Here is a 15413-nt window from a genome sequence, read left to right as displayed (position 1 = left end):
ACGCGCCGCCTGCCGCCGTGGCAGTTCTCGGGCGGCGCGTGCCGCCCATGCGCACACGGATGACCGATCCCGAAAGCCGCCAGCACGTCGAGCGTGTGCTCGGCTCGCTTGAACGCCGCCCCGATGCGCTGCCTGGTGCGGCCGACGCCCAGGCCGGCAGCGCGGGCGACCGCTTCATCGCCGAGTCGTGGCAGCGCTCGCTGCAGCGCCACCGGCTCGACCCGGCCGGCGCCAGCTACCGCCGCGTGCTGGGCGCGGCCGAGCTGCGCGAGACCGCCGAGCGCGTGGGCGCCCTGCTCGACCTGGCGCGCCCGCATGTCGACGAGCTCGATCGCCATGTGGCGCCGGCCAACTACTGCATCCTGTTCGCCGACGCCGCCGGCGTGACGCTCGACTTCCGCCAGCGTGGCGATGCCGATGCGCGCTTCAAACGCGCCGGCGTGCGCCCCGGCGTGTGCTGGGCCGAGGAGAGCGAGGGCACCAATGGCGTGGGCACCGCCATCGCCACGCGCGAGGCGGTGCTGGTGCACAAGACCGACCACTTCCGCGTCGACAACATCCCGCTGAGCTGCAGCGCGGCGCCGGTGTTCGGGCTGGACGACGAGCTGCTGGCCGTGCTGGATGCCAGCACGCTGTTCTCGCCCTACCAGCGCGAGAGCCAGCAACTGGTGTTCAACCTGGTCAAGGAAAAGGCGCTGCTGATCGAGAACGCCTACGCCGAGTACCGGCTGCGCGACCACTGGCGCCTGAGCTTCGGCCCCGGCAGCACGGCCGGCGGGCGCGGCGCGGCCAGCGAGCTGCTGGTGGCCTTTGACGACCAGGGCCGCATCGTGGCCGCCAACCGGCCGGCGCGGCGCCTGCTGGAGCGCCTGGCCCCGGCGCGTCAGGCCACGCTGGCCGAGCTGTTCGACACCCGGCCCGAGCAGTTGGTGGCGCAGGCCCATGCCGCGCCGGGACTGGCGCTGCCGCTGCGCGTCAGCGGCACCGGTGAGCTGATGCACGGCGTGCTGCGCGCGCCGCGGCAGATGGCGGGGGCGCCGGGTGCGGGCGGCCACCAGAGCGGCAATCTCAGCGGCAACCTCAGCGGCCAGCCGGCGGCCCGCGCCAGCGCTGCGGCGGCCACCAACGGCAGCCGCAGCTTCGCGCAACTGGCCACCGGCGACGCAGCGCTGCGCCCGCTGGTGGAGCGCGCGCTGCGCGTGGTCAACCGCGACATGCCCATCATGCTGCTGGGCGAGACCGGCACCGGCAAGGAGGCCTTCGCCCAGGCCCTGCATGCCGCCAGCCTGCGCGCGGCGCGACCCTTCGTGGCGCTGAACTGCGCCGCCATCCCCGACACGCTGATCGAGAGCGAGCTGTTCGGCTACCGCGACGGCGCCTTCACCGGCGCCCGCGCGCGCGGCGCCCGCGGCAAGGTGCTGCAGGCCGATGGCGGCACGCTGTTCCTCGACGAGATCGGCGACATGCCGCTGGCCCTGCAAAGCCGGCTGCTGCGCGTGCTGGCCGAGGGCGAGGTGACGCCGCTGGGCGCCGAGGAGCCGGTGGCCGTCAAGCTCAACGTGGTGTGCGCCACGCACCAGGATCTGCCGGCGCTGGTGGCGCAGGGGCGCTTTCGCGAAGACCTGTACTACCGCCTGGCCGGCGCATGCTTTCGCCTGCCGCCGCTGCGCGAGCGCACCGACCGCGCCGAGCTGATCCGCCTGCTGCTTCGCCAGGAGGCCCAGGCCGCCAACCGCCCTGGCCTGCTGCTGGGTGATCTGGCCATGCAGCGCCTGATGAGCCACCGCTGGCCCGGCAACATCCGCCAGCTGCGCCTGGCGCTGCGCTATGCCTGCGCGGTGGCCGACGGCGGCGTGCTGCTGCCCGGCGACTTTGCCGACGACCTGTGGGCCGGCGTGCAGGCGGGCGTGCAGGCCGGCATGCAGGCGGCAACGCCCGCCGCCACACCGGAGGAGCCTGCGCCAGTGGCCACGCCGCCATCGCCCGTGGCCCATGCCGATCTCCATCCCGATCCCGATGCCGCCGAGCGTCAGCGCATCGTGCAGGCGCTGCGCCGCCAGCGCTGGCAGGTGGGCGCGGCGGCAGTGCTGCTGGGCCTGTCGCGCGCCACGCTGTACCGGCGCATCAAGGCCCTGGGCATCGTGGCGCCGCACCGCCTGCCCCCTGAGGACGAGGACGGCGCCGGCCCGGCGTAGCATCGCCGGCTGTTCAGCCGTTGCGAAGAAAGAGAAGTACCGCCATGTCCCTGGCCGCTGCCATCGTCGTGGGCCTCGTCGGCCTGATCCACGTCTACATCCTGGTGCTCGAGATGGTGCTGTGGGACACGCCCAAGGGCCACAAGGCCTTCGGCCTGACGCCCGAGTTCGCTGCCGCCAGCAAGGTGCTCGCCGCCAACCAGGGCCTGTACAACGGCTTCCTGGCCGCGGGCCTGTTCTGGGGCCTGTGGCTGGGTGCGGCGGGCCGGCCGGTGCAGGTGTTCTTCCTGCTGTGCGTGCTGGTGGCCGGGCTGTACGGCGCGGCCACGGCCAGCCGGCGCATCCTCTACGTCCAGGCGCTGCCGGCAGCGCTGGGGCTGGCGCTGCTGGCCCTGGCCTGACCCCGCGCCGTCGGCCGGGCACCGCCGGCCAGCCACGCCCGCCGGCGTAGGGCTGCGTTCAGGCGCCTGCGACCGATGTGGCCGGCAGCCAGTGCAGCAGCGCGCGGTACAGGCGCTCGGGGTCGAGCGGCTTGGGCACCTGATCGTCCATGCCGGCGGCCAGGCAGGCCTGCCGGTCGCCGCCAAAGTCGTCGGCCGTCATCGCGATGATCGGCAGCGCCAGGCCCTGCGGCGCCTGCATCTGACGCATCTGCCGCGCGGCCGCCAGACCGTCCATCACCGGCATCTGCGCATCCAGCAGCACCAGGTCGAACGCGTGCTGCGACAGCTGGGCCAGCGCCTGCGCACCGTCGTCACACAGCACCACCTCCAGGCCGACCGCACGCAGCAACTCGAACACCACGCGCTGGTTGATCGGGTTGTCCTCGGCCAGCAGCACGCGCCGGCCGGCATGGCGGCGCCGCAGTTCGGCTTCGGCTGTCGTCAGGCCGCTGGGCATCGGCGCCGGCACGCGCGGTGGCGCGCGCAGCAGGCGGATGAGCTCGCGCTCCAGCGCCGACCGCAGCACCGGCTTGGCCAAGGCGCCGTCGAAGCGTGGGCCCCGCGCGCCCTGGCCTGGGCCCTGGCCGTGACCGTGCGTCTGCGTCAGCCCGGGTGGCGGGCCGTCCCCGGTGGACAGCAGAACCGCCGGCGGCATGGCGTCGCCCAGCAACGCACGCAGAGCGCGCAGCGTGGCACCGCCATCGATCGGCTGCATGTGCCAGTCGATCAGCACCAGGTCGAACCGCCATCCTTGCGCGGCCTGGGCCTGCACCACGTCCAGGGCCTGCCGCCCACCGGCCACCGCATGCACGCGCAGGCCCAGCAGCGCCAGCTGGTTGCTCAGACTGTCCAGGGCCTCGGGCAGGTCGTCGACCACCAGCGCGCGCAGGCCCGCCAGGCGCACCGGCTCGTCGGCCTGCACCTGGTCGGCGGCGCGGCCCAGCCAGGCGCTGAACCAGAACAGGCTGCCCTGGCCCGGCCGGCTGTCCACGCCCACCTCCCCACCCATCAGCCGTGCCAGGTGGCGCGTGAGCGTCAGGCCCAGGCCGGTGCCGCCATGGCGCCGGCTGAGCGAGTTGTCGGCCTGCTCGAAAGCGTCGAACAGCTGGCGCTGCACCTCGGGCGCGATGCCTTCGCCGGTGTCCAGCACCTCGAAGCGCAGTTCCACCTGGTCGCCCCGCTCGCGCAGCAGCTGGCCGCGCAGCCGCACCCAGCCGCGCGGGGTGAACTTGACCGCGTTGGACAGCAGGTTCATCAGGGCCTGGCGCAGCCGCGTCGCATCGCCGCGCAGGCGGCGCGGCAGGTGCGCGGTGTCGAGCACCAGCTCCAGACCCTTGTCGCGCGCCGGCCCGGCCACCTGCTCGACGCAGGCGGCCAGCACCTCGTCGAGGTCGAAGTCGGCACGTTCGAGCTGCATGCGGCCGGCCTCGACGCGCGACAGGTCGAGCACGTCGTTGATCACCTGCAGCAGCTGGCGCGAGGCCTGGTCCACCTTGCCCAGGCGCTCGCGCTGCAGCGCATCGCGGCCGTCGCGCAGCATCAGGTGCGTGAGGCCGATGATGGCGTTCATCGGCGTGCGGATCTCATGGCTGACGTTGGACAGGAACGCGCTCTTGGCCCGGTTGGCGGCCTCGGCACGGTGCAACGCCTGGCGCAGCTGCATCTCGCGGGTGGCGGCATGGGCCAGCTCGGTGAGCAGCAGGATGTCCGCCTCGCGCCAGCGGCGCGGCGCGAAATCCACCGCGCAGAGGCTGCCCAGGCACTGGCCGTCGTCGGTCAGCAGGGGCACACCGGCATAGGCGCGGATGCCCAGCGTGCGCACCGTGGGCACCTCGCGAAAGCCCGGCCAGGCCATCACGTCATCGAGCACCAGCGGCCCTTCGCTCAGCAGGCCGAAGTGGCAGAAGGTGCGACCTTCCAGCTGGCGCGTGGTGGCCAGCGGCTCGCCGAAGCCATGGTGGCTCTTGTAGAAATCGCGCGCCTCGTCCACCAGGGTCATGAACGACACCGGCGCACCGATCAGCCGCGTGGCCAGGCGCGTGAGGCGGTCGAAGCCGTCTTCGGGCGGCGTGTCCAGCAGGCCGGTGGCCCGCACCGCAGCCAGGCGGCGCGGGTCCGCGATGGCGGCTTGCAGCGTGTCGTCGTCGGCGGCGCGGGGGGGCTGGACGGTCATGGCATGCGCGGGCGTTGGCCTCGGGTTCGGCCATCGCCGAACCGTCCGAGAAGGTACTGCGCCATGACCGCCGTCGATCATAGCGCCGGCCCGGTGCGCGGGCCGGGCATGGTTCAGTCGGGCTTGATCTTCGCGCGCGCCACCACCGCCTTCCAGCGCTGCTGCTCCACCGCGATGAACTTGGCAAACTCGGCCGGCGTGTTGCCGATGGCCATCGCGGCGTCGCCGTTCAGGCGCTCCACCGTGGCCGGCATGCGCACCGCAGCGGCCGCGGCCGTGGCCAGGCGGTCGGCCGCGGCCTGCGGCAGCGAGGCCGGGGCCAGCAGGCCGTACCACTGCGTCATCTCGAAGCCGGGGAAGCCCTGCTCGGCCACGGTGGGCACGTCGGGCAGCTGCGCCAGGCGCTGGGTGGTGCCGGTGGCCACGCAGCGCAGCTTGCCGCTGTGGATGAACTGCATCACCGCCGGCGCGCCCACCGAGGCGGCATCGAGCCGGCCGGCCAGCAGGTCGGTCAGCTGCGGGCCGGTGCCGCGGTAGGGCACATGCAGCATGAAGGTCTCGCTGACCATCTTCAGGTACTCCATCGCCAGGTGGCCCGCGCTGCCGTTGCCGGCCGAGCCGTAGCTCAGCTTGCCCGGGTTCTTCCTGGCGTAAGCGATCAGCTCGCGCAGGTTCTTCACCGGCAGGCTGGGATGCACCAGATACAGGCTGGGCACCTTGGCCAGCAGCGAGATCGGGCGGAAGTCCTTGTTGGGGTCGTAGGGCAGCTTGTCGAAGATGTATGGGTTGACCGCCAGCGTGCCGATGTGGCCCAGGATCAGCGTGTGCTGGTCGTCGGCACGCGCCACCTCCTGCATGGCCACGTTGCCGGCGCCACCGGGCTTGTTCTCCACGTACACGCTCTGGCCCAGCTGGCGGCTGAGCTCCAGCGCCGTGCTGCGCGCCACGATCTCCGAACTGCCGCCCGGCGCGAAGGGCACGACGAAGCGAATGGCCTTGCTGGGCCAGGCCTGCGCCCGCAGCGCCGGGGCGGCCAGCGCCGCCGCGGCACCGGCGCTCCATTGCAGCAGTTGACGACGGGAGGTGGGGTGGCGATCGTTCATGCCGGCATTCTGAGGCACTCGGCAGTGCCTGGCATCAGCGGTCACCGACGGCTCAGTACATCAGGCCGTGGCGCAGCAGCAGCAAGGCCAGCACCGCCATGGTCAGCGCGATCAGGCCGTCCAGAAGCTGCCAGGCCCGCGGCCGTGCGAACCACGGCGCCAGCCAGCGCGCACCGAAGCCCAAGGCGGTGAACCACAGCACGCTGCCGGCACTGGCCCCGGCGATGAACCAGCCGCGCAGCGCCTGCGGCTGTTGAGCGCCGATGCTGCCCACCAGCAGCACGGTGTCGAGGTAGACATGCGGGTTCAGCACGGTGAAGGCCAGCGCCTGTGCCAGCACCGCGCCGCGCGATGCGCCGGCCACGCTTTCGGCCGCCGCCAGGCGCTGCGGCCTGCGCGCACGCTGCCAGGCGCGCCAGGCGTACACGGCCAGGAACAGCGCACCGGCCAGCGCCAGCGCGCGCGCCAGCAGGGGGCTTCGGCCCAGCGCCTGGGCCATGCCCAGCACGCCGGCGGCGATCAGCAGCGCATCGGCCGCGGCGCACAAGGCCACCACGCTGCCCACATGCTCGCGGCGCAGGCCCTGGCGCAGCACGAAGGCGTTCTGCGCGCCGATGGCCACGATCAGGCCCAGGCTCAGCGCCAGCGCCTGGACGAACACCGCCGGCGCAGCGGGCGGCACAGCGGACAACACGGGATCGGACAACATGGGTCGGCAGCTTGCCAGCCGGCACCGATGAAGCCAAACTCAATCTTCTTAAGCAGATGAAGGAACGCTGATGCTGGACTATGCCGCGCTGGCGGCCCTGGCCGCCGTGGTGCGCGAGGGCAGCTTCGAGCGGGCGGCGCAGGCGCTGCATGTCACGCCCTCGGCGGTGTCGCAGCGCATCCGCGTGCTGGAGGAGCGCATGGGCGGCGCGCTGGTGGTGCGTGGCCAGCCCTGCCGCGCCACCGAGGCCGGCCGGCGCCTGTGCCAGCACGTGGACCGCGTGCGCCTGCTGGAGCAGGACCTGCATGGCAGCCTGCCGGCACTGGGCGCGCTGGCCCGCGACGGCCGTACGCGCGTGCCACTGCCGGTGGCCGTCAACGCCGACAGCCTGGCCACCTGGTTCGCGCCGGCGCTGGCCGGCTTTGCGGCCGAGGCGCCGGTGCTGGTGCAGGTGCAGGTGGACGACCAGGACCACACCGCCGAATGGCTGCGCAGCGGCCAGGTGCTGGCGGCCGTCACCAGCACGGCGCGGCCACCCACCGGTTGCAACAGCCGGCCGCTGGGCGCCATGCGCTACCGCGCCGCGGCCACGCCGGCCTTCGTGGCGCGGCACTTTGCGGCGGGGGTCAGCGCCGCCACGCTGGCGCTGGCGCCCAGCCTGGTGTTCGACACCAAGGACGACCTGCAGGCGCGCTGGGTGCGCCGCCTGTGCCGGCGCCATGTCGAGCTGCCGCGCCACATGCTGCCCTCGGCCCAGGCCTTCGTGGTGGCGGCGCTGGCCGGCATGGGCTGGGGCCTGCACGAGGAAGGCCTGGTGGCCGCCCACCTGCGCAGCGGCCGGCTGGTGGAACTGGTGCCCGACACGCCGCTGGACGTGCCGCTGCACTGGCAGCATGCGCGCGCTGCGTCGGCCCTGGTCGACGGGCTCAGCCGGGCGGTGCTGGCCGCGGCCAAGGCCAGCCTGCGGCGCGCCTGAGCGCGCCGGTCCCGGCGCTCAATCCAGGCTGATCGCCTTGCGCTTGACCAGCTCGGCGTAGACCTTGGACTTGGCCGCCGCCTGGCGCTCGATCTCCTCGGGCGACCAGGGCAGGGTCTCGAAGGCGAAGGTCTGGAACCGGGCCTGCACATCGGGCTCGGCCACGGCCTGGCGCACGGCCGTGTGGATGGCGTTGCGCACCGCCGGCGGCAGGCCACGCGGCGCCACCAGCACCACGAAGCTGTTGACCTCCAGCCCGGCCGGGCCGCCCGCCTCGCCCACGGTGGGCACCTCGGGCAGCTGCGGCAGGCGCTTTGCCGCGGCCACCGCCAGATAGCGCAGCTTGCCGGCCTTGTAAGCGCCCTGGCTGGACGGGATGGACGCGAAGCTCCAGGCCGGCTCGCCCGATCCCACCGCGGTGAACAGCTGCGACACCTCGCGGAAGGGCACGTGCTGCATCTGCGCACCGGTCAGCAGCTCGATCTGCTCGGCGCCCAGGTGGCCGGGACTGCCCACGCCCCAGGAGCCGAAGCTCAGCTTGTCGGGCGCGGCCTTGGCGGCGGCCAGCAGTTCACCCACGGTCTTCCACGGCGCATCGGCCGCCACCGCCACCAGGAACGGCGTGCGGAACAGCACCGCCACCGGCTCGAAGGCCTTCAGCGTCTCGAAGCCGCGCGCCTTGTACAGGTGCGGCAGCGCAGCCAGGTGCTCGCTGTCGAGTTGCAGCAGCGTGTGGCCGTCGGGCGCGGCACGACGCACCGCCTCGATGGCGATGAAGCCCCCGCCACCGGGCTTGTTGTCGACGGTCAGGCGCTGGCCGGGCCAGGCCCGGCCCAGCTTGTCGGCCACCAGGCGCAGCACCGCATCGGGGCCGCTGCCCGGCGCGAAAGCCGTGACCAGGCTCACCGGCCGGGTGGGAAAGGCCACCGCGGCCGGCTGCGAGGCCGGCTGCGCCCAGGCCGAGGCCCAGGCCGCCAGGCCCAGGCCCACTGCCGCCAGCCAATGGCGGCGCCCGGCGGGCGCCACGCGCGACATGCGCGACCCGCGCTCCCCTGCGGCGCGCGTCATGCGGCCACCCCGCCCACGGCAGCGTCGGCCGGGCCCACGCTCAGGGCCACCTCGCCCACGCCGGCCACATGGCCGGTGATGCGGTCGCCGGGCCGCACCGCGCCCACGCCCTCGGGCGTGCCGGTGTAGATCAGGTCGCCGGGCTGCAGGTGGTAGAACAGCGACAGGTCGGCCAGGATCTCGCGGATGTTCCAGATCAGCTTGTCCACGTCGGATCGCTGCCGGGTCTCGCCGTTGACCGCCAGGGCGATCTCGCCGCGCTCGATCACCACGCCGGGCATCGGCACCACGGCCGAGCACACGGCCGATTGCTCGAAGTCCTTGCCCAGGTCCCAGGGGCGGCCCTTGTCGCGCGCCACCAGCTGCAGGTCGCGGCGGGTCATGTCCAGGCCGCAGGCGTAGCCGTAGATGTGCTCGTGCGCCTGGTCGGCCGCGATGCGGAAGCCGGCCTTGCCCACCACCAGCACCAGCTCCATCTCGTGGTGGAAGTCGGCGGTCTCGGGCGGGTAGGCCACGGTGGCGCCGCTGTCCACCACGGCCTGCGGCGACTTGGTGAAGTAGAACGGGCGCTCCACGCGCTTGTCGACCGGCTTGCCCATCTCCACCGCATGCGCGTGGTAGTTGCGGCCCACGCAGAACACGCGGTTGACGGGCAGGCGTTCGCTGCGGCCCTGCACCGGCAGCGAGACGATGGCGGGCGGGGCCCAGAGGAAGGTGGTGCTCATTGGCGAAGCGTGCGGACGGACAGAGTGGAGATGAGTGGATTCAGCGCGTCTCGTAGACGCCCAGCTTGCGGTGCAGCGGCGACTCGTCGGCCACGAACACGAAGGCTGGCGCCTGGGCGGCGCGGTTGCGCAGCGTCACCGGCGTGTAGCCGGGTGCGCAGCAGGTGTCGGCCTCGGCCAGCGTGAAGGCCTTAGGCGTGTCGGTGGCCACCTGCACGTCCACGCTGCCCTCGATCAGGTGGAACACCTGGGCCGGCGAGCGGGCCGGCAAGGTGAGCGTCTGGCCCGGGCGCAGCATCAGCGCGTGGAAGCCCAGGATGTTCTCGGCGTCCTCGCCGGTCTCGGGGTTCACGTAGGTGATCTGCACCGATTCAAGCGCCGGCTGGTCCTCGGCCAGCGCCAGCAGCGCCGCGCGCGCCTCGGCCCAGGGGTAGCGCAGCATCGGGTAGCGCTTGCCGGCACGGCCGAACACCGGCGTGGGCACCATGCCGCCACGGGTGTAGGCGCGGTCGCCACGTTCACTGCGCTGCGCTTGGCGCGTGCCGTTGACGTGGTAGCTGGCCTCCATGTAGTAGACCAGCGGCAGGTCCAGCACATCCAGCCACACCACGGGCGCGCTGCCGTCGTGGCCATGCTCGTGCCACAGGCCGGTGGGCGTGAGGATCAGGTCGCCGCGCGACATCGGGCACTTCTCGCCGTCCACCGTGGTCCAGGCGCCCTCGCCCTCCACCACCATGCGCACGGCGTTGGGCGTGTGGCGGTGGCTGGGGGCCCATTCACCGGGCAGCAGCAGCTGCATGCCCAGGTACATGGCCGGGCTGGCCTTCATGTTCTCCAGCCCGTGGCCGGGGTTGGCCAGCACCAGCACGCGGCGCTCGGCCTTCTCGATCGGCGTCAGTTCGCCCGCGCGCAGCAGCAGCGGGCGCAGCGCCTGGTACGACCAGTGCGTGGCCTGCGTGGCCGGGCGCGGCCTGGCCGGCGGCAACACCGCGCGCAGGCTGGGCCACAGCGGCACCAGATTCAGTGCGCGCAGCGCATCCACATAGTCGGCAGGCAGGTCTTCCAGCCGGCCCAGGGGCAGGTCGTCGCTCATGTCGGTTCTCGCTGTCCTCGGCCGGCGGATCCGCCAGGCCGCCACGGTCCACACACCGGCAGACCGGTGGCGGCGATTTCATCAGCATACTGACGATCAGTGTAGTGAGCTCATGCATTCCACTGCATGCGGGTAAACCCGGCGTTCAGAAATGACAAGGGCTGCCGCCCGTGGCATGACCCTCAGGCGACTGTGCGCCGCGCCGCCCGCGCGATAGAACGGCGCACAGGCCCGCGGGCCCACCGAACACCCCGCCAGGAGACACCGTGCTGCACCCGTACTTCCACGCCCAGGCCACGCCCGACAAGCCGGCGCTGATCATGGCCGACAGCGGCGTCACCGTCAGCTACCGCGAACTGGACGACCGCTCGAACCAGGTGGCGCAACTGTGGCGCGCGCTGGGCCTGCAGGCCGGCGACCACATTGCGCTGATGCTGGAGAACCACCCGCGCTACTTCGAGATCTGCTGGGGCGCGCAGCGCGCCGGCCTGATCTACACCGCGATGAGCACGCGCCTGACCGAGGGTGAGGTGAGCTACATCGTCAACGACTGCGCCGCCAAGGCGGTGATCGCCTCGCAGGCCATGCGCGCGGCCGTGGCCCACCTGCCCGAGCAGTGCCCCAACGTGGGCCATTGGCTGATGCTGGATGGCGCTGCCACCGGCTGGACGAGCTACGAGGACGCCGTGGCCGCGCAACCGGCCACGCGCATCGCCGACGAGCGCGCCGGTGGCGACATGCTGTACTCCAGCGGCACCACCGGCCGGCCCAAGGGCGTGTTCGTGCCGCCGCAGGAGACGGCCATCGACGCCCCCGGGCCGATGACCGACATCCTCACCAAGCTGTACGGCGTGACCGACCAGACGCGCTACCTCTCGCCCGCGCCGCTGTACCACGCCGCACCGCTGCGCTACACCATGGCCGTGCAGCGCCTGGGTGGCACCGTGGTGGTGATGGAGCACTTCGACGCCGAGCGCTACCTGCAGCTGGTGCAGCAGCACCGCATCACCCACAGCCAGCTGGTGCCCACCATGTTCGTGCGCATGCTCAAGCTGCCCGAGGAGGTGCGCACCCGGTACGACCTGGCCTCGCTGAAATGCGCCATCCACGCCGCCGCGCCGTGCCCCATCCCGGTCAAGCAGCAGATGATCGACTGGTGGGGCCCGGTGCTGTGGGAGTACTACGCCGGCACCGAGGGCAATGGCGTGACCATGGTGCATGCCAAGGACTGGCTCACGCACAAGGGCACCGTGGGCCGTGCGGTGATCGGCGAGCTGAAGATCGTCGATGAAGACACCGGCGAGGAGGCCCCGGTGGGCCAGGCCGGCACCGTGTACTTCGCCAACGGCCGGCCCTTCGCCTATCACAACGACCCCGCCAAGACCGCCGGATCCCAGCACCCCAAGGGCTGGACCACGCTGGGCGACGTGGGCTATGTGGACGCCGAGGGCTTCCTGTACCTCACCGACCGCAAGGCCTACATGATCATCTCGGGCGGCGTGAACATCTACCCGCAGGAAGCCGAGAACGTGCTGATCACCCACCCCAAGGTGGCCGACGTGGCCGTGCTGGGCGTGCCCAACGAAGAGTTCGGCGAAGAGGTCAAGGCCGTGGTGCAGCCGCGCGACATGGCCGACGCCGGCCCCGAGCTGGAAGCCGAGCTGATCGCGTACTGCCGCAGCCAGCTGTCGCCAATCAAGTGCCCGAAGAGCGTGGATTTCGATGCCGAGCTGCCGCGCCACCCCACCGGCAAGCTGTACAAGCGCCTGCTGAAGGATCGCTACTGGGCGGGCAAAACCTCGCGCATCGTGTGAGGGATGCCGGGGGCTGAGGCCGCGGCGATCAGGCGGTCCAGCAGGTCGTCGACGCTGCCGTCCCTGGCATCGCCGATGCGCGGCAGGCGTGCCGGATCGCCGCCGTGGCGGCGCAGCATGTCGTCCACATGCGGCCAGTCGGTGTCGGCATCGCCCACGGCCACCACGCGTGGCAGCAGGCCGCGCACGGCCAGGCGGCCGATCTCGTAGCTGGTGCCCTCGCGCTGCGCATTCAGGCCGCGCACATCCAGCACGATGGCGTCGGCGTCCAGCATCAGCTGCTCCACCGACTGCCGCCACGCGGTGTTGAAGCAGAACACCTCGTGGATGCGATGTCGGCCGTCGCGGCAGGGCCGCGCGTCCAGCTGGGCCTGCAGTGCCGCGCCGCCCACCACCGTGGGCAGGAACAACCGGTGCATGCGCGCCGACAGGTACATCGAGGCTTCGTAGGGGTCGACATTCATCGCCACCAGGTCGGGCCCGCCGATCTGCAGCACCGGCCCCACGAAGCGCCAGCGCGCCTGCACCGAATCCAGCAGCGCATGCTTGCGCGGATCGGCCGAGAACACGCGCAGCACCAGCAGGCGCGGGCCGGGCCCGTCGCCGCGGCGGCGGCCCGGCAGCCCGGCCAGGGCCAGCCACTGCGCACCGAAGCTGGCCGCCAGCCACAGCGGCGCGGCCAGCAGGTGGGCGCTGCGCAGGGCCTCGGCCTCCTCGGGCGCGCGCTGGTAGACCAGCGTGACCGCCAGCAGCGCCAGGCACAGTGCGCCGCCCAGCGCCGACTCGCTGAGGTGACGCTGCTCGATCAGCCACACCAGCCCGGCCACGGCGCGAAAGCCCAGCCACACGGCCACGGCGCCCAGGCTCATCATCGCCACGGTCATCAGGTTCATCGGCAGCTGGCGGCCGGCTTCGGCGGCCTGGTCCACCCGCGCCAGGCAGCTGCCGGCATGCTGCTCCAGCCAGCCATAGGGCAGCAGCACCGCCAGTGCGGCCACGCTGACCAGCACCACCAGCGGCTGCACCTGGCCGCGCAGCCGCCGGTCGAACATGGCCCAGTAGCCGAGGGCCAGGCTGGCGGCGATCAGCACGCCCTCGGTGACGGTGGGATCGTCGTCGCCCGCCGCCCCGGTGGCCGGCACCGACGGGCTCTGCGCGTCCATCCACCACAGCAACAGCAGGGCCAGCAGCGCGGCCACCGCGCCGGTGCGGTGGGCCTGGCGGGCACCACGGTCGGGCAGCTGGGTCATCAGCGGGCCCAGTGCCAGCAGCGCGGCCGCGGCCGCAAAGGCCAGGCGCTGGCCCTGTGTGACCGGCCCGCCCAGGCCCGCCACCCACAGGCCCATGCCGCCGAACACCGCCCACGCCGCCAGCGTGGCCAGCCACACCCGGCGCTCGCCCTGGGCCAGGGTGTGCGCCAGCGTGCCGGCGGCACCGTCGGTGGGCGCCCAGGCCGCCGGTGGCGCGGCGGCCGCGGCCTCGCGCAGCGCGGCCGGCGCCTCGGCCTTCTGGTCCAGCGACATCAGGCGCATCACCCAGCGGCGGTAGCGCTGGCGGGTCAGCCAGGCCAGCGGCGCCACCACCAGCAGCGACAGCAGCAGCACCGGTACCACGAGGTGGAAGCCGCCATCGGACAGCAACAGATCGTCCGGCTTGGGCACCGGTTCGCTCAGGCAGGCGATCATGCGCCTGACCCCTTGCCGGTGGCGGCCGGCTCCTCGGCCAGCACGATCCAGCCGTTGCGGCGCATCCACAGCACATGCAGGCGCGGCGCCAGCGCGCCGTAGCCCACCATCAGCGCCCAGGCACTGAGCAGCGTGACGCCCTCTGACACGCCCAGCGCCAGCAGCAGCGGGCCGGGCACCAGCAGCAAGGGCATGGCCAGCGCGGCCAGGCGGCGCAGGTCACGCCGCAGCGCCCACACCGGCAGGGCCAGCATGGCCAGCCAGGAAAAGCCGCCCACATGCAGCACGCTGCGGCCATCGGGATGGGCATACAACTGCAGTCGGGACATGGCGGACCTGGCGGTTGGGATCGACGGGCCGCAGTGTCCGCCGGCCAGGCCCCGCCCAGCGCCTGCCGGGCGGCCCCAAGCTAGGGACGCCGCGGCTTCAGCGCGCCTCCCGCGCCGCCCGCGCGGCGTCGTAACCCTCGTACGAGTGCTTGAGCACCGCGTGGTTCAGCAGCACCTCGGCTTTCAGCGTGGTGCCGGTGGCGTCGAAGATCCGTGAGCGCACCCAGTAGCTCTCGGTGCGCTTGCTCTCGGCCAGGGCGGCGATCTCGCGGCGGATCAGGTAGGGCTCGTCGACGAACAGCGGGCCGCTCACCATGCGGATCTCCAGGTCGGCGAACAGGCCCACGGCCGGTTGCCGCACCTTGAAGCCGGCCTGGGCGTTGCTGTACTCGGCCAGCACGCTCACCATCTCCAGCGGCACGATGGCGCGGCCCCAGGGGTTGTCGCCCTCGCCCGACGCATACCAGGGCGAGTGTTCGGTGATCTTGGCCAGCTTGTCGGCCAGCGAGAACGGGTACAGCGCGCCCATGTTCTGGGTGGGGCCCATGCGCACCGCCTCGTCCACGGCACCGCGCTGGCCCACGTGCAGGTCTTGCAGGATCACCAGCGCGCCGGGCGGGCGCAGCTGGGCCATGCGCTCGGCCAGCAGCGTGGGTTGATCGCCCAGCGTGGCGCTGGCTTCGAGCACCGGGGTGCCGTCGGCCTTCTCGGCCCAGCAGCGCGCGCGCGTGGCGCCGGGCGCCGGCGGCTCGACGAAGGCGCGCACCGATTCACCTTCCACCACCATGTTCAGGAAGTGGCAGCTGAAGCTGCCGCGCTCGAACCATTCACGCCCCCACAGCCTGGCCAGCAGCGGCACGAACTGGCTGAAATGCGTGGGTCCCTCGATCGGCCCGGCGCGAAAGCCCAGCTTCTCGGCCATGGCGTCGTCGTGGATCGAGGTGTGACCGGCGTAGCTCTGCTCGGCCAGCATCTGTTTCGGCTGGCGCAGCGGGCCGCACAGGGCGATGGGGGTGTCGAAGCTCATGGCGGGGATCTCAGGGCGATGGGGGTGACGTTCAGACAGCCGGCGAGCTTAGGCCCGGCCCCGGCCGGCGCGC

The 15413-nt window shown here is 72.7% G+C and carries 13 protein-coding genes; 4 read left to right on the top strand and 9 right to left on the bottom strand.

The features are described 5' to 3' along the window. Positions 1–59: 59 nt before the first annotated feature. Together AACH10_RS20770 and AACH10_RS20765 are read left to right on the top strand one after the other, a co-directional pair. The gene (locus AACH10_RS20770; protein WP_341412418.1) at positions 60–2195 is read left to right on the top strand and encodes a sigma-54-dependent Fis family transcriptional regulator; all 2136 of its coding nucleotides are present in this window, start codon (positions 60–62) and stop codon (positions 2193–2195) included. A gap of 44 nt (positions 2196–2239) precedes the next feature. Further along, a complete protein-coding gene (locus AACH10_RS20765; protein WP_341412417.1) occupies positions 2240–2596 on the top strand; it encodes a DUF1304 domain-containing protein in 357 nt (118 codons plus the stop codon). Between the two features lie 58 nt (positions 2597–2654). On the opposite strand, the gene AACH10_RS20760 is transcribed toward AACH10_RS20765, so the two are convergent. The 3 genes from AACH10_RS20760 to AACH10_RS20750 all read right to left on the bottom strand — a co-directional run bounded on the left by AACH10_RS20760 (position 2655) and on the right by AACH10_RS20750 (position 6623). Then, positions 2655–4811 carry a response regulator gene (locus AACH10_RS20760; RefSeq protein WP_341412416.1) on the bottom strand — a complete coding sequence of 719 codons (2157 nt, stop codon included), beginning with the start codon at positions 4809–4811 and terminating at the stop codon, positions 2655–2657. A 113-nt stretch (positions 4812–4924) separates the two neighbouring features. Next, complete coding sequence (locus AACH10_RS20755; protein ID WP_341412415.1) at positions 4925–5914, bottom strand: Bug family tripartite tricarboxylate transporter substrate binding protein; 990 nt, start codon at positions 5912–5914, stop codon at positions 4925–4927. A 52-nt stretch (positions 5915–5966) separates the two neighbouring features. Continuing rightward, a complete protein-coding gene (locus tag AACH10_RS20750; RefSeq protein WP_341412414.1) occupies positions 5967–6623 on the bottom strand; it encodes a LysE/ArgO family amino acid transporter in 657 nt (218 codons plus the stop codon). A 70-nt stretch (positions 6624–6693) separates the two neighbouring features. On the opposite strand from AACH10_RS20750, the gene AACH10_RS20745 reads away from it, so the two are divergent. Then, complete coding sequence (locus tag AACH10_RS20745) at positions 6694–7599, top strand: LysR family transcriptional regulator ArgP (protein WP_341412413.1); 906 nt, start codon at positions 6694–6696, stop codon at positions 7597–7599. Positions 7600–7617: 18 nt separating this feature from the next. Here the strand turns inward: AACH10_RS20745 and AACH10_RS20740 are convergent, their stop codons facing one another. From AACH10_RS20740 to AACH10_RS20730, 3 genes are read right to left on the bottom strand one after another with little or no spacing between them, the layout of a single operon-like run. After that, the gene (locus AACH10_RS20740; RefSeq protein ID WP_341412412.1) at positions 7618–8667 is read right to left on the bottom strand and encodes a Bug family tripartite tricarboxylate transporter substrate binding protein; all 1050 of its coding nucleotides are present in this window, start codon (positions 8665–8667) and stop codon (positions 7618–7620) included. Then, a complete protein-coding gene (locus AACH10_RS20735; RefSeq protein ID WP_341412411.1) occupies positions 8664–9392 on the bottom strand; it encodes a fumarylacetoacetate hydrolase family protein in 729 nt (242 codons plus the stop codon). The genes AACH10_RS20740 and AACH10_RS20735 overlap by 4 nt, the downstream gene beginning before the upstream one ends. Positions 9393–9432: 40 nt before the next feature. Next, positions 9433–10485 carry a cupin domain-containing protein gene (locus tag AACH10_RS20730; protein ID WP_341412410.1) on the bottom strand — a complete coding sequence of 351 codons (1053 nt, stop codon included), beginning with the start codon at positions 10483–10485 and terminating at the stop codon, positions 9433–9435. Between the two features lie 269 nt (positions 10486–10754). Here AACH10_RS20730 and AACH10_RS20725 point away from each other — a divergent pair, with 269 nt between their 5' ends. Next, the gene (locus tag AACH10_RS20725; RefSeq protein ID WP_341412846.1) at positions 10755–12299 is read left to right on the top strand and encodes an AMP-binding protein; all 1545 of its coding nucleotides are present in this window, start codon (positions 10755–10757) and stop codon (positions 12297–12299) included. On the opposite strand, the gene AACH10_RS20720 is transcribed toward AACH10_RS20725, so the two are convergent. From AACH10_RS20720 to AACH10_RS20710, 3 genes are all read right to left on the bottom strand, one after another. Next, positions 12266–13984 (bottom strand): hypothetical protein, encoded by a 1719-nt coding sequence (locus AACH10_RS20720; RefSeq protein ID WP_341412409.1) that lies wholly within the window; start codon positions 13982–13984, stop codon positions 12266–12268. The two genes, AACH10_RS20725 and AACH10_RS20720, sit on opposite strands and share 34 nt — an antisense overlap. After that, positions 13981–14313, bottom strand: coding sequence for a hypothetical protein (locus tag AACH10_RS20715; protein WP_341412408.1), 333 nt, complete (start codon positions 14311–14313; stop codon positions 13981–13983). Before AACH10_RS20715 ends, AACH10_RS20720 begins: the two co-directional genes overlap by 4 nt. A gap of 97 nt (positions 14314–14410) precedes the next feature. Continuing rightward, positions 14411–15340, bottom strand: coding sequence for a hotdog family protein (locus AACH10_RS20710; protein WP_341412407.1), 930 nt, complete (start codon positions 15338–15340; stop codon positions 14411–14413). Between the last annotated feature and the right edge of the window lie 73 nt (positions 15341–15413).

This window comes from Pseudaquabacterium inlustre (assembly GCF_038066595.1).
GTDB classification, from domain to species: Bacteria; Pseudomonadota; Gammaproteobacteria; order Burkholderiales; family Burkholderiaceae_C; genus Pseudaquabacterium; species Pseudaquabacterium inlustre.
This window is presented reverse-complemented; position numbering and strand designations above follow the sequence as displayed.